The organism is Shewanella sp. MBTL60-112-B2 (assembly GCF_019655055.1).
Taxonomy (GTDB): domain Bacteria; phylum Pseudomonadota; class Gammaproteobacteria; order Enterobacterales; family Shewanellaceae; genus Shewanella.
The window spans coordinates 229,101-247,593 of sequence record NZ_BPFA01000002.1; the positions used below are offsets into that span (position 1 = coordinate 229,101).

Below are 18,493 nucleotides of genomic sequence, written 5' to 3' on the forward strand. Positions count from 1 at the left end.
GCCTTTTTAGTTTCTCAAATGGGTTGAGGTTACTTATGCTCTAGAGCTAAGTAGTTCATTAGGTCGATTAGTTCGCCTAGTGTACGGATTGAACCCATGTTGATTTGGTATTTGTCGTTAACGATGAACGAAGGTACGCTTTGTACTTTAAATTCACGTTGCTGTGTACGCCATAGCGCAAGCTTAGCATCAGTTTCTTTGCTGTCAGCTGCAGCGTCATATTGCTCAGCAGTTACACCAAACTTAGCAAATACAGCTTTGATATCATCACGGCTTTTTAGTGGCTCATCATGCTTGTGGCCTGGTGCGCTGTGATCGTGCTTCTCACCATTGTCGCCCTGAATCACTTTAAACATAGCGTCAGTGAGTGGCTTTTGATTATCTAGAGTTTGGATAACAGCTAGAGAGCGCATCACTTCAGTATTGATTTCAGTGTTAGCAAAATCTACGTGCTTGCTATCAAAAGTGACCTTTTTGTTTAGGTTCGCTTTGATGTCAGCTAGGTACATTTTTTCCATGTTGAAGCAGTTACCACAGTAGAACGAGTAGAATTCAGTTAGTTTTGGCTCACTGCTTGGTGCTTTATCTGAAACAACAGTGAAGTGCTTACCTTCAACAAATTGTGCGGCAAAGCTGCTCAATGGAGCAACGGCAAGTGTTAACGCTAAAGCAATATGTTTAATCAAACTAGTGTCCTCTAGGTGACGTCTGTATAAGTAGTCGAGCGATAACGAATAATACAAATATTATTCATCCGTTACAGCAAATTATAATGTTGTTAAGAATAAAACCAGATGCTTAATTATGACTGAATTTTCCGGCTAATACATGCCCTAGAGTGTGACCAATATGGTGATTTTAAGCGGAAGCTGAAGATTTCATTTTAAATTTTGCCAAGCTTCACAATATCAATCAAATTTTGTTTGAAAAACCGCTTTTACGGGAACTTATTCAATATGTCTATTTTGTGGTTGTTGCTTGCTTAATATTGGACAAAGTCTTGCCTTGGCAGGGGGCGGGCATTGCCTCGCCAGATTGTTGTTCGCTGTATATGCTGCTTTGAAACCAAACAACAAACAAAAATGCGACCGAAACAAGGTTTCGGTCGCAATACTAGTTAGGAAGGCTAGTGGATTTATTTCATAGCGACAAAGTCATCTAATAAAATCACATCAAAAGCGCCGCTGGTAGTACTGTCTACAGCGGCTACACCGTAAATTCCACCATTTTCTAAACTGATTGGTAGTGGGCCAATTGCAACGGTTTTAGTGCCGGTCACAGTTACACTTACAATGTAATCATCAGCTGGAACACTTAAGCTACCAGAAGAAGCTTTAAAGGGAACATCTGTTAACGCTGGTGTTGCGTTGGCAATATCATCGGTTGCTGTTAAATATACATCTACATTTGGTGCAGAATATGCCGCGTGAGAGACTGTTAGCTTGGCCTCGGTTGCTACTTTGCGGGTATTTTCCATAATAACCCAAGGCTCAATGTCGTTATCAGCTAAAGAGCCAACAGCTAAAATAGAGTAGCTATCACCAAGCTCTAACTCGAACGGAGCTTTGTCGATGACAACTATATTGTTGTCGGCACTGGCTGCAACGGTTGCAGTGTGCTCGCCTTCTGGAATATTGATGTAACCTGCAATCCCTTTAAACATCAGATTGGTTACTGCGGCTGTTGTGCTGCCATCTAAAAATACATCCACGGCTGGCGCATCGGCTACAGCATGCACGACTCGAATATCGCTTCCGCTAGATGTATCATTAAGTAGTAACTGTCCCTCTGGTAGAGCAACGAGTAAGGCGACTGGAGACATGCCTGAGCCTGTATTGGGGATAGCCGAGATAAAGTAATCTTCTTCGTCAGCTAACGGTACGGTTCCTGAGTCATATACCGCAGTTTTGTCACCGGCGGCGGTAATGCGAATTTGGTAATCTGCAGCGGGGATCTCAAGCTGAGGGCTGGCATCCATGTAATTGGCTGACAATGTAGGCTCCATCATGCTGATATCTGCGCCTGGCTCTGTCACATAGATATCAACTAATCCAACGGCTGGGCTAGCATGTAATACCTGTACGCGTGCGTAATTGGCTGCAATGTCTTGCTCTGGGTTGGCGATAAGTTTTAGCATTAGCGAGTCGTCAGCCACGTTACCTAGAGCCACCGCTGTGTATTCGAAATCTGCTTCAGCGTCTAAGTCAGCAGTCAGCACTGTGGTCGTGGTGCCATCTGGTAGCTGGGCATCAACAGCAACTGCGTAGTTGCCGCTCGGTACAGTGGTTAATCCACTCGACATTGCATAATTCACATCATCGACAAAACTACTGCCATTGGCGAGGACATCAACAAGAGGCGCATCACTCCCCGCGTGTATTACCCTAATTTCTGATTCAGAGATTTCAACCAGAGGGGGGATAGTGATGGTGTTATCGTCATCGTCACTACTACACGCTGCTAAACCCAAAACAGACAGGGTAACAATGGAGATTGAACGGCAGAAGGGTGTTGAAAGTTTCATTTCCGTATTCCTTGATGTTTGGTTTCGACAATCACTACGCAGCCGAAATTTCATCAGATCAAAAAATGAATCTTTTTTTTATAAGATGCTTGGGCTTATCTCTGTATCAAGGTGGGGCCGAACTTTGATATTACTTTGATATTGCTTTGATTTAGTTAACTAGGCGGCAACCACAAACCGTATTGCTAGGTTGAAACAAAACCACGGCAAAATCTTTATTGTCATCTCGCTCTAATACTTGAACGCTCAAGTTATGCATGCCTTTTTTATTCAGATTTAAGCTACTGACATAAGACAGATATTTATAATGCTCCGGCGCTTGATTGAGGTCTGAATGAGGATATTCTTGCTTAGTTTTGACTGAAATGTCATAGAGCATGTTATCAAGATCGACACTATTGACCTGCCCCTGCATGGTCACTGAACCAGCTGAGTTACCTTCTAAGTCGAAGTAGCGATAGTTTATCTGCGCCTGGCCCTCTTTAGAAAATAGGTCGACCAACAGATAGTGCTTACTGTCTTGAGAGGCTTGCTGTCGATTAAATAGCTCGGAACTGCAGCTAAGCATAAAGCTTGGCTGTTTTGCGGTAAGTTTATATATAACTCCAACACAAACCAGCAAAGTGAATAGCATTATGATGTTAATCGTCCAGCGCCATGTTCGGCTCATTATCGGTTCCTTGTTTACTCTGTTATTAATCTAACTTTGTGACTCAGTGCATTTTGCTAGTCACAGATATCGACACCCTGTAGCCATTGCTGATTAATAAACTGTTTAGGTTGACGTAGGTCGCTAATTTTTAAGTTGCGAATAATTGACTGGCCAAATTGCTCACCACGAAGCGTGACATTGAGTACCTGTTTGTCGTGAGACAAAGATAAATAGACATTCTTCCAACTGGTGAGCTTGCACTGACTAAAGCTCTGTAGCATGGTCTGGCCGATCTCAGTCAATAAGCCATTGTTAGTTTTAGAGTGAGAATAGAGAATAACCTTGACTGTATTCCCTGAGATAGTCTTAACCTTGTTGGTTTGCAAGGGGGTTGGGAGAGGTGCTGATAGGCGAGTGGAATCATAAGCTATCCAGCCACAACTGAAGATGACGAGTACTGTCAGTATTACTCCAGCCAATAATTTTACAGTGGCTCTGTTTCTACTTGAGCCTAGGTCTTTATCTTTGCGGCAACGGTGATGTCGGAGTAGGTAGCCTTGGCCTTTTACTGTTTCTATAAGCGATTCATATTGTGGACCGAGAAATGATCTCAGTGTAAATACTGCGCGAGTCACAGAGGAGTCACTCAGTGGTGCTTGCTCGCCATCGCCTTTTTTCAATAATGGCTTAGCCACAACTTTGCCTTGATAATCAATCAGTAGGCATAAGACTTGGAATTCGGCCCTAGGAAGATGCCAAACATCACCGGTCAAGGTATTGACCAGTTCCTGTTTATCAATATCAAATCTGCAATGCCCCAGTTGCATCTTCGCCGCCTCATTTGCACAATCTATTCAATGAGTCTATGAACTTAAACTAATGAAGTCTGTGATCCTGATGCTTAAGTTCTGCTGTCGTGGCAAATTTGAGTGCTATGCAGGAGTCAGTGTGGCTAAACGAGATGTTGATCACACTAATTCATACAATTAATTAACCTACTGAAACATAAATATTAGCGCAAATGCCCAGTAATAATGTGATGTTGATCATTAAAATGTCGGGTTTCTCGGGCGTATTGGCCATAAGCTTGGTTTAAGCTCGCTGTGATTGTCGGCATTTTTATACACCCGCTTCATCTGCTTTAAATCACACTTTTATTTCTCCCAGTTCTTACAGTTAACCCATCGAGTCGTTATCCAAATTGAACTCGTTTACCAACCGTAATAAGCCTCAAGGCTTATGCGACAAATAAAATAATGATGGGTACAGGGTGATTATTATGAGTATTGATAGACGTCAGGCGTTAACTAAGATTATCGGATTAAGCACTGCTGCAGCGGGTGCTGCTTTGGTGGGAACCTCGGCCTTTGCAGCTACAGATGCAGATGGTAACTATCAGCTAGCGCTGAATGAAAAGCTGAAGTATGTACCTCTCGATGCAATGGCCACAGCTAAGCTCGCCTATGAAACTGGCGGCGGCTGTATGCATCAAGTATTTCACTCGATTGTGACTATGCTAGCGCAATCAGACAGTGTCGATAAAGATAAGTTTGCCACTATACCAACAGCGCTTGCAGGCTATGGTTGGGCGGGTATTGTTGGTCAAGGCACCATCTGCGGTAACCTCAACGCGGCGGGTATGTTGATCAATATCTTAGATGACATTAATGAGCAAAATAGTGCGGTGATTGGCGCATCATTCCGTTATTACGAAACTGAGGATTTACCGCTTTCATCTGATGACTTTGTTGCGGGCATAGGCTCAACGGCAGAGAAGAGCTTAGAGGTTGGCAGTACTTCTATCGCTAATAGCCCACTTTGTCACTCGTCCATCAGTAACTGGTCTGCGGCCTCGGGTAAGGTATTTAAGGAAAAGGGCGAGCGCTGTAAACGTCTATCGGCCAGTATGGCTTATCACATCGTTGAGCTACTTAACCGAGCGCATGGCGGTGAGGATATTTCTCTCCTACCAGAAGCTAAGCCTTCGGAAGAAGCGCAAGCTTGTCAGTCTTGCCATGGCGTATCTGAAACCATGGGCCCTGCTGCCAGCGTGAAGACAGACATGGAGTGTACAACTTGTCATACAGGCCATTTTAACTAAGGAGTAAGCTATGAAGGTCAAATTACTGAGCGCCTTACTGGCCAGCTCCATACTCCTGCTTGGTTGTGGAAGCGATAATGATAGTGACAATGACGTAACTGAGCCGCCAGTAGTGGTGCCGCCACCTGTTGAAGATGCTATCGACATCGATGAGGCAACCAGTATCGTTATGAGCTTAGATAGCGTTGATGCCGCTACGGGCGCGTTAACTTTTAGTCTTAAGGATGCTGACAATAAAGCCATTAGCAAGGCAACGGACTATGATATTTTCTATTTTGGCTATCCTGATCCGGCATCGCCTTCGACTAAGCCAAAGGCTTGGAAGCGTTGGCATGTGACCCAAGGTTACAAATGCGATACCGGCTCTGATATCGAATGTGCTGGCATATTGACTGAAACAGCCACTAAGGGCCAATACACTTTCGATGCCATTGATTTAGATTTAGACTCTAAAGCCGCAGCAGGGGCGGTAGCACTTTATAAAGTGGCTATTCAAGTCCACGGTGCACAGGCAAGCAATGAGATGGAGCTAATCGCTGCAGAAGAGTAAGCACCCAGCTTAATCTCAATCTATGCAGCATGGGAGTTTCCCGTGGATTGAGTTAAGCCTTCAAAGCCGTAACATCCTCTGAGTTACGGCTCTTTTTTGTTAGCCACTCATTCATGGTTGAAAGGGGTCATGGTTGAGCGGCTCATGACATAGTGAAGTGGCGACTCAAGGATTCAACTCTGAATCGACTTCATTGAGTTTGTGCTGCCTGAGTAAGCGTCGTTCGATAATGCTTGAAGCAATAAACATGCTGAAGTAACCGCTACCTAAGGCTAAGATCACCGCGACGACATTATCGGTATACAGCCTGAGTAGGTAGAACATGATAAGCAGTGTCACCACACCAAGTAGACGGATCAGCAAGCTTTGCAAGAAAAGTCCATGGGATTTGATATAGGCGATTTGATACGCATTGAGCATCATAAAACCAAAGAATAGGCCAAAGTGCAGCAAGATAGGCGCGGCCTTTGCGTAGGTTTCAGGGAAGACTAAATCGACTAGCTCATGGCGAAACATGAATAAAACGGCGAGTAATACCGAGCTGATTGCCAAGGTAAGTTTGATAAACCAACGGCGGATTAGTGCTATCTGTTGATGGTCTTTATTGCGAATACATTGAGCCAGTTCAGGTAAAATATAGCGATATACCGGGAAAACAAACAACATGGTTAAGTAGGCAATCATCGGCCGAACCACGACTTGGAAGTCTCCGAGCTCATCGATAGTGAAATAGCCAATTGTCAGTAGCACAGTGATGTAAACCATCAAGATACTGGCTCCGACTTCAAGCGATGACATCACGCTCTTTTTGACAAAGTTTTTCATATCAGGGTTGAGTTGAACTGGGGCTAAAGGTGTGGTGGCAATCAGTTTCCTGCGCTTGATAAACATATAGGCGGCTGCAGCCAAGTTCGACAACATTAAGCTGAAAAAGAGTGAGGCGGTAGGGGTCTGTGCGAGTAGGTAGTAGCAAACAAGGAACAGCAATATCTGCACTAACGGCTCAATCCAGATAGTCTTGTTGGCGATGTCGTATAGGCGATACATTCCAATCTGGTTAGTAAAGTAAACTTTAAATCCCATTCCCAGAATAATGCCGACTAACTGAATATATTCAACATCGATATCAAGTTGATGCTTGATATAGGGCAGGACTAGTCCCCAGGTAAACAGCACCATAATAATCAATGAGTAGCGGAAGATATTGGTGATGTCTCTATCGTTTTTGGTCTGTGAAAAACTCACTACCATTGAGGCGCGAAAGCCGCTGAGAAGAATAAGCGACATAGAAATAATATCGACGACAGTGTGATAGAGGGCTAAGTCACTTTTTTCGACCCATTGGGCTAACCAAATCTTAAACGCCAAACCTAAAGAGACACTGGCGAGTGTTGCCCAGATAGCATTAATAAAGGCGCTTTTAGCGCGATCGAAAGAAGACTCTGTCATGATTTATCATTACTCGATAGAAGACCGTATGTTCCATGGCGGTAAATACTAACCATTAACCGTCTATGCGTCAGTTCTATTACTAAAAGCTGTGAAGTTACAACTGTAATGTCTAGGCTTGTTTTCCCTTTCATTGTTATTATGTGCGTTGTTTTTACTTCGCCATTGTATTAATACTTATCTTAAAATTATCCTGTTCAATTCAACTGTTAATGGAGCCAACATGGCGCTATGTCTAAATGTGTTGTCATTACCAGATGAGCACATTCAATTTTTAAAGCAGCAGCCACAAACCCTGCAAGACTACCTGTTGGGGCAAGTACCGACAGAGCAAATGTTTACTGCGGCCAAGCCGCAACCTCTATTGGTCCAGCTTGTTCGGTTTTTGACTGGGGCTAAAAAGCCTAGTTTGCCTCTAGATTGGCCAAGTATCGAGGTGGAGATGATTGGTCCTAATGTGAATCATAGAAACGTCGACCTTTACCATTTCATCCTTAACAATACTGAAGAGCGAGTTAAAGGTGCGGGTAGCTTGTTTCAAACCTGGCTCGATATTAACAATCATGATGCAATCAAAATGGATGCCGATAATGAGTCTTTTGCTTTTCGAAGCCAGACACTCGTTGAGCTAGCGGATTTATTAAAAAAGCTAGATGAGCAGACCGTCAAGGATAGGTTTAATGCTTGGCTGCTGGAACATAATCCCGATTACTTTCCTAATGAAGATGAATACCTTGAGATGATCCAAGGTTGGCAGCGTTTTAGCGCTAAAGTGAGTGAGGCTAAGGGTAACGGGCTTGGTCTGCTCTGGGTCTCCCAGTAAACTTTGATTTTTAATGCATTCAAGTGCTTGGCATTTCTAAGCGCTCGTGAGCTCTAAACTAGCGAAACAACAGATATAGAGTATATAGATGAGCCTATTTAAATTTGGTCTTTCTCCAGACAAGTCTGCCATCATTCGCCGAGAGTTAGGCCGAGATGCCGATGGCTATTTCGAGGCGATGCAGGCGGCCGAAAAGGCCTTTTTTAGCTCGATTATCACAGCGGGTAATCGACTCAAACTCGAGTGGTTGCAGCTCCGCACAGACTTAAGTACCCGTGTTGACGATAGAGAGTTATCTCGACTAAGTGAGTTCAATGTTGAACTGGCTCAAAATGTGTCGGCCGAGCTCAATGGTCAAGTTCGGCAAGTTATGGTGGTGACGCAAGATTCTTTGGCTGCCGCGGTTACCGATATTGAAGCGCAAACTTGTATTGGTTTTGATACCGAGACCGCAGCCACCTTTGAGAAGGGGAGGCGAAATCCTAATCCTATCTCGCTGATCCAAATTGCAACGGCGACACACTGTTACCTGTTCCGTATGCAGGGGGAGAATATTGCTGCGTTTACAGCCGCGCTAACCCCAATTTTGAGTGGTGACAAGCTGCTAAAAGTGGGCATAGGCCTTAGGAGCGATGTTAACGCCATGAAGCGAGATTTTGAGGTGAGTATTGGCTGCATGCTGGATCTTAACTGGTTGATGAACCAACTCGGTGCCCCCAAGCAGCTCGGTACCCAGCAGATGGCAGCCACAGTGCTTTCCTTAAAGCTACCCAAGAGCAAAAAGGTCACCTTGTCTAATTGGGCTAAACCGTTAGCCGAGCCTTTGAGTGAGCTGCAGCTGCAATATGCGGCGGCGGATGCCTTTGTGGCGCTAGATATTTTGTATGGCTTACTTGAGCAGTTAGCGCCCTATAAAGCGCAGTGGCCTTTGCCGTTGCAGCAACGCTTAACTGATTTGTTATAGTCGCCACGGCTAGCAAAGGGGAGTGGCTTCCTCAAATTAATGGATTTAACCCAATGTCGAAGAGAGAACTTATGTCGCAACAAAGAAACGCAAGTCCGATTAAAGGCATTTTATACCGTATAGCTATCATGCTGGTGGTGCTAGCGGCTGCAAGCTTTGCCTATAACGCTAAGTAGTCTTTTTTCGGTAAGCCTTATAGAAATCGCGAGTGTCAATTTGTTTATATTTAACAAATAATGGGTAATCAAAATAGATGCAAGGTCATTGTATTACCTTAGGCGATAGCATTCATAAGAATATGTACTAATCTGAATAGTCAATTGAAAGGATTGGTGTACTTATGGATCAAAAAGGATTTCTACAACGAGTTGTAGAAGGGTACGAGAAAACGAAAAAGCCCTTAGCTTATGTCATGATATTTTTAGTCGTATTGGTAGGCTCGATTCCATCAGAATTACTACCTTTATCAATTGGAAAGTTTACGCTAACAAGTATGTTTCTTGCTTTGTCGGTCATTTTAATGGGGGTACTCTTTGAGATTTACGACAAAGTGGTTCAAGAGAAAAAGAGCTTGAACCTCATCAATTCAACTAAGTTATATGATGAGATTGGAGACATAATTAAAAATAGCCGAAAAATCAAGATTCAATATATCGCATTAGCTGGAAGACATGGTTGGAATCAAGTATTAGAAAAGTTACTAAATGATAAGCTACAGAAAGCTCAGGCAAATAAAGTAGAATTTACTTTTGAAGTGGCGATGTTAGACCCTGAGGTATGTATTCCTGGGAACAAAAATTTTGAACGATTTGATTCTGCACATTCCATTGCTAGGCAGATCGCCGAAAAGTCTGAGCAAATCAAAGCAATTAAAGATTTGAATTCGTCATTGGAGCTGTATTTATACAACCATATGCCTAACATGATCGGCTTTTTAGTTAATAACAACTACTTGTTTGTCACTCATTGCTCCTGGGAAAAAGATATCGGAAATAGAAATGAATTGACTCTTAGGGCGGGTGGTCAAGATTACTTTGTGTATGATTTAAATGATGACTTCGGGGGGCAGGAATTTATTGCTCGGTTTCGTGGTTGGTTTGAATATATCCGTCAAAATAATACGAGAGTAGTTAAAAGTGGCTAAACGCTAGATAGTCAAAAGGGGCAAAGCCCTTCAGCTTTTGCCCCTTGTGTTGTTTGCGGTTGTAAGACCCTTTGCCCTTTTTGGGCTTCTCAGTACGCGTTCTAAATAGGCTACTGGTGACTATTGCCTTTAAGGCGTTATCTCGTATTACGCCGCGGCCACTTTCGTGCTCGATAGCGTTAGATTGATGATGTTTTGCCATCATTATTCTCCGTCTGGATTTAAAGTAGGATTAGGCTGGATAAACAAAAGCCCCGTTGAATTTAGTGATTACTAAACTGAACGGGGCAATTATACGCCGATTTGTGCATGCTACCAGTGTTTATTGAACGTTTTTTCAACAGGGCTCATCGTATTAGCGATTAGACTGTTTTAGCAATTAAACATAGTTAGCCATTAGCTATACTTGGCGATTAGAAAATTAACGTATACAAGTAACCAGCAGCAACGGCCATACCTAAGATGACAGTTAAGAATGCGGCAATCATCTGATTCTTAAAGATAGACTTAAGCAAAATTACTTCCGTTAAACTCGCACCAGCACTACCAATGATCAGTGCCATTACCGAACCTAACGCCATTCCTTTAGCCACTAAGGCTGAGCTTAACGGAATAACCGCTTCTGCACGAATATACAGTGGGATACCAATAACCGCTGCAATCGGGATGGCATACCAGGTGCCTTCACCAGCATATTTAGCGATTAGATCGGTTGGAATAAAGCCATAGATAAGCGAGCCAACCAAAATACCAATCAATAAGTAAGGCAGAACTTGTTTAAAGTCTTTCCAGGTTGAACGCCATACGCGCATCCAGCGGCTATCTTCTTTTACTGCAGGGCTTGCACAGCATCCGCTAGAGGCTGGCTCAACTTTTGGTGCGCAGCAGCTTGTTGGGGCAGCAACTACAGGCTCTGTACAACAGTTAGTCGTAGCAGCAATAGGCTTAGCTTTAGTAGGCGCTGTGCAGCAACTGGTTTCAGCTTTTGCTTCTACTTTAGCGCTATCATCGCAACTAGTAGCACAACTTGAACTATCGGCAGCTTCATAAGCTTCAGGCTTAACGTAACGCTCAAAGCCGAGTTTTTCTAGTGCATAACCCGCCGTAACCGATACCACCATAGCAACAACAAAGTAAAACACTGCCACTTTAAAGCCAAAGGTCACAATAAACAGACCAATAATAATTGGGTTCAATAGTGGGCTAGAGAACAGAAATACCATCATTGGGCCAAAACCGGCTTTTGCTCTTAATAATCCTTTTAAGAAAGGAATAGTTGAACATGAACAAAAAGGTGTAATAGAGCCTAATAGTGCTGCAATGATGTAACCTTTACCTTTTTTAGAACTCAAAATTGATTGAATTTTTTCAGGCGGAATGTACTCCTGCAGTAAGCCAACAATATAACTAATCACGATGAATAGTAGAGTTAGTTCAGCTGCAAGGAATAGAAACATTCCGGCAGTGTCTTTTGCCATTTCAATGATTTCAGGACTCATAATATTTACCTTAATATCTTCTGTTTGTTATTTCTGGTTTTACCGAAATAACGAATTTGCAGAGATAATAATCCGATTGAAAAAATAGTCAATAATTATTTCGGCTTTTGTGGAAATGACTGTAAGGATGAAGATAAAGATAGTATCAGCGGTACTATGGCTAGTTCGGCTTGGCTTGTGGCCGCTTATGATATTAACTATTATAAAAACATAATGTAATTGAGAGAGTTAGCATGCTTGACGCAATATGTTTATTCGATGAGTCGAACCCTGTTACTTATTCTGTTTTTAAGTTTCAAAAACTCAGTGAACGTGACATCGAGAAGTATCGTCAAGTTTTGGTGTGCCCAGCCTGTGCAAGTAAGGCCTATTATCGTAAAGCGTCTAAAGACGGTAAGGCGGCTTGCTTTGGCTCGCGTTACCATAAAGCAGCTTGTCGTGAGTTTAAGCCCTCGGCGGCAAAAGAACGTGAAGAGCTACATGCTACTGAAGTGAATCAGTTATTGGTCGATAGCGACGCAATGATCATCGACTTTAGCCGTCAGCCTAGCCAGAGCAAAGCGATTATATCCAAGAGTGCTCTTGCTAAGCTTGAGCTAGATAAGAATAGGTTAGATAAGAGTGATCCGACTAAGGAGCAAAATAGCCTGAAAGCTAAATCGACTTCTCAATCTGACTCCCGAGCAGAATCGAAGCCCGAGCATCAAGTCACTAGCGAACTAGGCGTAGCAGGCTGTGAAAGCCAGCAGGCAGTGGTGCAAGGAAATCTTCGAAGCACAGAGCCACAAGCGGCTCCAGAAAAACGTATCGTTCGTGAAGGGTTAGAGAAGTTACTCCACAGCTTAATGCGCGGTAGTGAGCTGGCAGAATCTGAACTTTGGGTATATACCGATGAGAAGTACCGTTGGCGAGCAAAGAATTTGTTCGTCAACTTTGCCGACGCCGAGCCCACGGAAAACGGTTCACCACGTATGTATTGGGGCACGGTATCTCATATCGACAAACAAGAATTGTGGCTCAACCCCGCGGACACCAAAGATGTAGGTATACCTATCGATAAGATAGCTGAGCCATTAAAGCAGCGATTCGGTTTGCATGAACGTCGAGATTTTGAAGGCGCGGCGATTATTTTATTCGGTAAGTGCTTTTGGAATAAATCAAAAAACCGCAAGATTATTCAGTTATGGAGTAATGAACTCAATCGGGTGTTTATTTCTAAATCGGAAGAGAGTGAATAGCGCTGTGTATGCGCAGTGAATAAAGAATAGCCACTGTTAGTCTGTTTTTCGCTCTTTTTTGCCTAAAATAAATCTTATTTGTTATTGAATTTCATTTTATTAAATCCTATAAATTCAGTTGTTTGTAACTCCGCCTCTTTGTGGTGTTATAAAAATTCAGTAAAAGAGGATATTTATGATTGACTCAGGGGCCAATGGGGATTATTTTGCTGCCGATGTTTTTACTAGGGCCCTCAAAAATTGCCCGTAAAATTAAAGGTATCGGCAGGTATCTCAACAGTAGAGCAGCAATTAGACTCGACAAATAGTTGTTTGAGTTTGGTGATTAATTGCCATTTTGGCACTTCATTATAAGGACCTTAGCGCATGTCTGAACCGACAGCCTTAAGTCTTATCCCACCAGTGGTGGTTTTGGTGTTAGCGATTGTGCTACGCCGCCCAATTCTCTCTTTAATTATCGGTGCGTTAGTTGGTTTGGCCATGTATGAGCCGCAAAACCTATTAACTAATTTTGCTGATACTTCTTTGTCTGTTATGGCCGATGAAACAATCGGTTGGCTAATTTTAGTTTGTGGTGGCTTCGGTGCCTTGATTGCTCTACTGGTTCGCACCGGTGGGTCGATGGCGTTTGGCCGTTACGCATTGAAGTTTGCTAATGGGCAAAAATCATCACTGTTTATGACCTTTATTTTAGGCGCGATTATCTTTATTGATGATTACCTCAACGCGTTAACGGTCGGCTCAACCATGAAGCGAGTGACCGACAAGTTTAAAGTCTCGCGTGAGATGTTAGCTTATGTGGTCGACTCAACTGCTGCACCTGTTTGCGTGCTTGTACCATTATCGACCTGGGCAGTATTTTTTGGTGGTTTGCTAGTTGATAACGGTATCGCTGCAGAAGGCCAAGGCATTGCCGTTTATATGCAAGCGATACCTTATATGCTGTACGCATGGCTTGCAGTGGCAATGGTATTGTTGGTTATCTTAGGCATAGTGCCAGCATTTGGACCTATGAAGAAGGCCCAGATTGCTGCCGCTCAAGGCGAACCTGCAATTAAGCAGATGGATTTAGATGAAGTACAAACCTCTGATGAATATGCGCTAAAAGCCATTGAAGATGAGTTTAAGCACGCCGATGATGGCGGCAAACTTCACAACTTCTTTGTGCCAATTCTATTGTTGGTAGGCTTTACCGTTTACTTTGATATCGATGTATTAAAAGGTTTGATTGCCACATTAGCGGTAACCTTGCCTTATTACGGTCTGCAAAAGCTGATGCCATTGTCTGAGATGATGGAGCAGATGATCGATGGCTTTAAGAATATGCTACCGGCAATCGGTACGGTAATCGCGGCGTTTATCTTTAAAGACGTGTGCGACAAGCTAATGTTGCCACAGTATGTGATCGAGAGTTTGAGCCCGTTTATGACACCGCAATTATTACCTGCAGTGGTGTTCTTAAGTATGTCTATTTTGGCGTTTGCAACGGGTTCTAGCTGGGGGATTTTTGCCGTGTCTATTCCGATTGTAATGCCATTGGCTCAATCGGTTGATGCCAATATTCCATTAGTGATTGGTGCGTTGTTATCGGCATCATCATTTGGTAGCCAGGCGTGTTTCTACTCCGACTCCACTGTACTGGCTGCACAAGGTTCTGGTTGTAATCTAGTTAGCCATGCAGTAACTCAGCTGCCATATGCACTGATTGCAGCAGGTTTAACCTTCGTTGGTTTCTTGCTAATGGCATAAGTCATGTAAAGCACCTAGCCATGCAAAGAGGGCGGTACTTCAAAGTGTCGCCCTTTTTATTGCTAAAAATTGCTAAAAATGTGCCGTTTCTGTAGCTTTATTTTAAAACCAGGAGACGTACAATGATTAGACTAGCGACATCAAAAGATACACTGGCGATATGGCAGATTAGAACGCAGGCAATCTTAACCTCATGCGTAACGGATTACTCCGCTGAAATCGCCAGCAAGTGGGCTCACTCGCCTATGCCGCAAGGCTTCGATATGATACTGCTTAAGCTTAAAGCGCTGGTGTTCGTACAAGATGGCAAACTATTAGGCTTTGGTTTTATCGACGTGGAGACTGGCTGTCTAGAGGCATTGTTTGTTGCGCCCGAAAGTCATGGTTGCGGCGTAGGCAAAGCGATTGCTAGGGAGCTAGAGTTGCAAGCCATTGCGGCTGGGCTTAAGTCTTTATCTTTGTCGTCAGCGCTTAATGCCTTATGTTTTTATCAAAGCTTAGGTTACCTAGCTAAATCACAAACAACATGGCAGCATCCACTCGGGTTTGAGCTGGCATGCGTACCTATGTCTAAAACCTTGTGATAATCGATCAACTTTTTATACTGATAGACATTAGCTGGCTATAGTATCAACGAATGCTTCTCTAAGTAGCTGGATCAAGGCTCGCGTTTTTTCTGGTAAAAACTCCTTATATGGATAAATCAAGGTGAGCTTGACTTCTGGGAGCCTTTCTTCAGCTAAAACCAGCTTTAATTCGCCTGACTGCAGTGCGTCTCTGACTAAAATTGTCGGCAATATTGCAATGCCTTTACTGGTACTCGCCATATGTTGAATGAGACGAAGATCGTCGGAGCTAAGTCGCAGTGTCAGGTTGTCGGGGAGCGATGCCATGTTATAACGGCTCACCATCATGGGATGTTCATAAAGATCATCGAAGCAGTTAATTGCTGCGTGGCTGGCAAGGTAACTTGGTGATGCAACTAGGCTGCTGGGAAAACGCAGTAGGCTTTGCTGCACATAGTCTTCATTAATCACCTTCACGCCATCGGGTAAGATTTGAATGTCGACATTTTCTCTCTTTAGATCGACGCTCTCCTGACAATGCAATACTTCAAGCAGTACATCGGGAAACTGCTCAAGATAGCTTTCTAGCAACAGGGTAAACATATTCGAAGTAATAAGAGCAGCAGGCACGGCGATTCTTAGCACGCCTTGTAAAGAATTTTGCTGATTAGCCAGCAGTTTTGCCGCTTGAGCGACACTACTCAAAGGCTGATTGATCTGTTGATAGAGTAATCGGCCATTCTCGGTCAATTCTATCTGACGAGTTGTTCGGATAAGTAGCTGACAGCCTAAGGCCTTTTCTAATTCCTGTAAGCGTCGACTCACTTTCGAGCGTTGCAGTGAATGCTGCTTAGCCGCCGCACTTATTCCACCATGCTGTACGGTTAATACAAACAGGTGTAGATCGTCTAAGTTAATATTCATTGTCCTGCCTATAGGTCTTAAATGCGCTATTGGTCATTCTATTTAATCTAATTAGCAATATCTATAATAGTCCCCCCTCAGATAGACCTTGGACTCACTCATGCAAACCGCAGAACATGCTTTTCGTCGTTGGATGCAAAGCTTGATTGTTATCTTTATTATTTTGATTGGCTATATAGTGATTGCCGATCGCTATGCACCTCTCACCACAGAGAGTCGAGTGCAGGGCTATGTGATTCAAATTGCAGCGGAAGTGAGCGGAAGCGTCACTGAGGTTCAGGTGCAAAATAACCAGAAGTTAAGTAAGGGAGATAACCTTTTTCGCATCGATCCACGTAAATATGTATTGGCAGTAGAAAAGGCTCAGCTCGCATTGGAGCAAGCCCGAGAGCAAGAAGATGCCATGTATGCCAAGGTTGAGGCGGCAGAAGCCAAGGTAGCGACTAATCGAGCGGCCTTCGATAATGCAAACAGCGAATACAAACGGATCAGCAAGTTAGCCAAGCAAAAATTGGTCTCAGCTTCTTTACTAGATAATGCGCTGGCTAACAACAACGCTTCACACTCGAATTTGCACGGTGGTCAGCAGGAGTTACGTGCCTTGACGGTGCAGCTCGGCAGTCAACCCGGGCAGAGTAGCGTGGTGCGCGCAGCACAGAATAACTTACAGCAAGCGCAGCTGGACTTGTCGCATACTCAGGTCGTTGCTCCAAGCGATGGCGTGGTTACCAACTTGCAATTAGAGGTGGGTAGCATTGCTAATACAAATATGCCATTGCTGACTTTTATTCCTACTGACTCACTCTGGGTTGCCGCTGATTTTCGTGAAAAGGCAGTGGCGCAGATAAATGAGCATTCGAGGGCCTGGGTGGCATTTGATGCTTTTCCAGGTAAGATTTTTGCCCTTGATATCCACAGTCGTGATTTTGGCGTTGCGGCGGCTCAGCAGAGCCCAAATGGCCAATTGACTCAGGTTGAGACCAGCAATCGTTGGGTGCGAGATGCCCAGCGAGTGCGGATTAACTTAAGTAGCTCCGAGTTATTACCTCAAGCACTATTTGTTGGTTCTCGTGCCAGTGTGGTGCTCTATCCCAATGACAATGCCTTTTGGGCGTTGCTAGCTAAAACTCAAATTAAAATCGTGAGTTGGCTTCACTATATTTATTAACTTTGCTTATTAACTTACGTTATTAATGCGGCCACCGGCTAGGGACTAGATTTTGCAAATTGAGACTTTGAGAAAAACCCAACGCATCTGGTTTGGTTGTGTATTTGGACTGGCAATCACCTTATTTTTTGGCTGGTCAAACGGACTCTTTGCGGCGCTGCTGCCGATGTTTGTGTTAACTAAAATTGATAGCTGGCAACGAGAGATAATTATCCAGTTGATTCTGGCTGTAACTTGGGTCTGTATACAGGTGAGTTTTATTGTTGGTTTTCTTCAGCCTTATCCACTATTGATGACGTTAGCTGTGGCCATAATGCTGATGTTTAAATGTATCGCTATGACGCACAAGAGTAGTTATCTGTTTGGCTATGTCGGGTTGTTAGTCGGCTCTATTTTACTTAACTTTGCTAGCTATCATGGTTTTGATCTAGAAGATTTTGTTATGGGGCTTTTCGCTTCAGCATTCGTTACCGGCCCCATAGTCGCCTTAGCCCTATACCTGTTTCCAGAACCTGTTAATAAGGTTAAATCGGTGAGTTCGAGCACTTTAGAGCCCGCGGCGGTGAACAGCCACAATAGTCGCACTCATATAGATGAGCAGCGAAAAGACCACCTTGGGATGGTAAGGCAAGCGGCGCTAGGCTGGATAGTAGCAATGGCGGCATTTATCTTGTTTCAGGTGGCCGATCTTAATGACTCTTTATCTGCTCAAGCTTCTATTTTTATCGTACTCACACCTATGACCTTGATTGGCTCGATGGCGGTGGCAAAACTTCGAATTATAGGCACTTTTCTTGGTTGCTTAGCTGGAATGATCTTGCAGTTAACCCTCTATAGCTTGGCTAATAACCTGCTGCTATTTCTACTTGGCTACGCTATTGCTGCAGGCATTTTCTGTCGCTGGCTAGCAATCGGTGGTATTAAAGCGGGGATCGGTTTTTCGGCTATGTCGGCATTAACGGTGCCGCTAACAACTGCTTTTGTGCCTGAGCAACAAGATGCCTTTTTCTCTATCTGTTATCGCTTTAGTTCGATTTTGGTGGCGGTGGTCGTCACATCATTAATGATTTGGATTGTGCATCATGTTCTAGTGCGAGTAATCAAACATAAGCCAGCGACAACTGCGGAGGGTAAGAGCTGAT

General features: G+C 43.7%; 18 protein-coding genes. 10 read left to right on the forward strand and 8 right to left on the reverse strand.

Going from position 1 to position 18,493, the window contains the following annotated elements; genetic code table 11:
- Nucleotides 1–29: 29 nt before the first annotated feature.
- The 4 genes from K5Q73_RS02290 to K5Q73_RS02305 all read right to left on the reverse strand — a co-directional run bounded on the left by K5Q73_RS02290 (nucleotide 30) and on the right by K5Q73_RS02305 (nucleotide 4,003).
- On the reverse strand, nucleotides 30–686 hold the full coding sequence (locus tag K5Q73_RS02290) for a thiol:disulfide interchange protein DsbA/DsbL (RefSeq protein WP_220758793.1): 657 nt from the start codon (nucleotides 684–686) through the stop codon (nucleotides 30–32).
- Between the two features lie 449 nt (nucleotides 687–1,135).
- Nucleotides 1,136–2,524, reverse strand: coding sequence for a DUF4397 domain-containing protein (locus K5Q73_RS02295; RefSeq protein WP_220758792.1), 1,389 nt, complete (start codon nucleotides 2,522–2,524; stop codon nucleotides 1,136–1,138).
- Between the two features lie 151 nt (nucleotides 2,525–2,675).
- Nucleotides 2,676–3,194: a hypothetical protein gene (locus tag K5Q73_RS02300; RefSeq protein ID WP_220758791.1), complete on the reverse strand. Its 519-nt coding sequence runs from the start codon at nucleotides 3,192–3,194 to the stop codon at nucleotides 2,676–2,678.
- Nucleotides 3,195–3,250: 56 nt separating this feature from the next.
- Nucleotides 3,251–4,003, reverse strand: a complete 753-nt coding sequence (locus K5Q73_RS02305) for a helix-turn-helix domain-containing protein (protein WP_220758790.1) — start codon at nucleotides 4,001–4,003, stop codon at nucleotides 3,251–3,253.
- 452 nt (nucleotides 4,004–4,455) lie between these two features.
- Here K5Q73_RS02305 and K5Q73_RS02310 point away from each other — a divergent pair, with 452 nt between their 5' ends.
- Nucleotides 4,456–5,277, forward strand: a complete 822-nt coding sequence (locus K5Q73_RS02310) for a cytochrome c3 family protein (RefSeq protein ID WP_220758789.1) — start codon at nucleotides 4,456–4,458, stop codon at nucleotides 5,275–5,277.
- A 10-nt stretch (nucleotides 5,278–5,287) separates the two neighbouring features.
- On the forward strand, nucleotides 5,288–5,827 hold the full coding sequence (locus K5Q73_RS02315; RefSeq protein ID WP_220758788.1) for a hypothetical protein: 540 nt from the start codon (nucleotides 5,288–5,290) through the stop codon (nucleotides 5,825–5,827).
- Nucleotides 5,828–5,992: 165 nt separating this feature from the next.
- Here K5Q73_RS02315 and K5Q73_RS02320 read toward each other — a convergent pair whose 3' ends face one another.
- The gene (locus tag K5Q73_RS02320) at nucleotides 5,993–7,276 is read right to left on the reverse strand and encodes a lipopolysaccharide biosynthesis protein (RefSeq protein ID WP_220758787.1); all 1,284 of its coding nucleotides are present in this window, start codon (nucleotides 7,274–7,276) and stop codon (nucleotides 5,993–5,995) included.
- Nucleotides 7,277–7,499: 223 nt separating this feature from the next.
- On the opposite strand from K5Q73_RS02320, the gene K5Q73_RS02325 reads away from it, so the two are divergent.
- The 3 genes from K5Q73_RS02325 to K5Q73_RS02335 all read left to right on the forward strand — a co-directional run bounded on the left by K5Q73_RS02325 (nucleotide 7,500) and on the right by K5Q73_RS02335 (nucleotide 10,207).
- Nucleotides 7,500–8,099 carry a hypothetical protein gene (locus K5Q73_RS02325; RefSeq protein WP_220758786.1) on the forward strand — a complete coding sequence of 200 codons (600 nt, stop codon included), beginning with the start codon at nucleotides 7,500–7,502 and terminating at the stop codon, nucleotides 8,097–8,099.
- A gap of 88 nt (nucleotides 8,100–8,187) precedes the next feature.
- Nucleotides 8,188–9,063 carry a 3'-5' exonuclease gene (locus K5Q73_RS02330; protein WP_220758785.1) on the forward strand — a complete coding sequence of 292 codons (876 nt, stop codon included), beginning with the start codon at nucleotides 8,188–8,190 and terminating at the stop codon, nucleotides 9,061–9,063.
- 340 nt (nucleotides 9,064–9,403) lie between these two features.
- Nucleotides 9,404–10,207, forward strand: a complete 804-nt coding sequence (locus K5Q73_RS02335) for a hypothetical protein (protein ID WP_220758784.1) — start codon at nucleotides 9,404–9,406, stop codon at nucleotides 10,205–10,207.
- Here the strand turns inward: K5Q73_RS02335 and K5Q73_RS02340 are convergent.
- Nucleotides 10,194–10,412, reverse strand: coding sequence for a ribosome alternative rescue factor ArfA (locus tag K5Q73_RS02340; protein ID WP_374706795.1), 219 nt, complete (start codon nucleotides 10,410–10,412; stop codon nucleotides 10,194–10,196). The two genes, K5Q73_RS02335 and K5Q73_RS02340, sit on opposite strands and share 14 nt — an antisense overlap.
- Nucleotides 10,413–10,620: 208 nt before the next feature.
- Nucleotides 10,621–11,706 (reverse strand): permease, encoded by a 1,086-nt coding sequence (locus K5Q73_RS02345; RefSeq protein ID WP_220758783.1) that lies wholly within the window; start codon nucleotides 11,704–11,706, stop codon nucleotides 10,621–10,623.
- Nucleotides 11,707–11,939: 233 nt separating this feature from the next.
- Here K5Q73_RS02345 and K5Q73_RS02350 point away from each other — a divergent pair, with 233 nt between their 5' ends.
- From K5Q73_RS02350 to K5Q73_RS02360, 3 genes are all read left to right on the forward strand, one after another.
- Entirely contained in the window at nucleotides 11,940–12,944 is a 1,005-nt protein-coding gene (locus K5Q73_RS02350) for a hypothetical protein (RefSeq protein ID WP_220758782.1), read from the forward strand.
- Between the two features lie 366 nt (nucleotides 12,945–13,310).
- Entirely contained in the window at nucleotides 13,311–14,693 is a 1,383-nt protein-coding gene (locus tag K5Q73_RS02355) for a Na+/H+ antiporter NhaC family protein (protein WP_220758781.1), read from the forward strand.
- Between the two features lie 122 nt (nucleotides 14,694–14,815).
- On the forward strand, nucleotides 14,816–15,277 hold the full coding sequence (locus K5Q73_RS02360; protein WP_220758780.1) for a GNAT family N-acetyltransferase: 462 nt from the start codon (nucleotides 14,816–14,818) through the stop codon (nucleotides 15,275–15,277).
- Nucleotides 15,278–15,307: 30 nt separating this feature from the next.
- Here the strand turns inward: K5Q73_RS02360 and K5Q73_RS02365 are convergent, their stop codons facing one another.
- Nucleotides 15,308–16,183, reverse strand: coding sequence for a LysR family transcriptional regulator (locus tag K5Q73_RS02365; protein WP_220758779.1), 876 nt, complete (start codon nucleotides 16,181–16,183; stop codon nucleotides 15,308–15,310).
- A 100-nt stretch (nucleotides 16,184–16,283) separates the two neighbouring features.
- Here K5Q73_RS02365 and K5Q73_RS02370 point away from each other — a divergent pair, with 100 nt between their 5' ends.
- Nucleotides 16,284–17,351 carry an HlyD family secretion protein gene (locus K5Q73_RS02370; RefSeq protein WP_220758778.1) on the forward strand — a complete coding sequence of 356 codons (1,068 nt, stop codon included), beginning with the start codon at nucleotides 16,284–16,286 and terminating at the stop codon, nucleotides 17,349–17,351.
- A 52-nt stretch (nucleotides 17,352–17,403) separates the two neighbouring features.
- Nucleotides 17,404–18,492 (forward strand): DUF2955 domain-containing protein, encoded by a 1,089-nt coding sequence (locus K5Q73_RS02375; RefSeq protein WP_220758777.1) that lies wholly within the window; start codon nucleotides 17,404–17,406, stop codon nucleotides 18,490–18,492.
- Nucleotide 18,493: the final 1 nt, after the last annotated feature.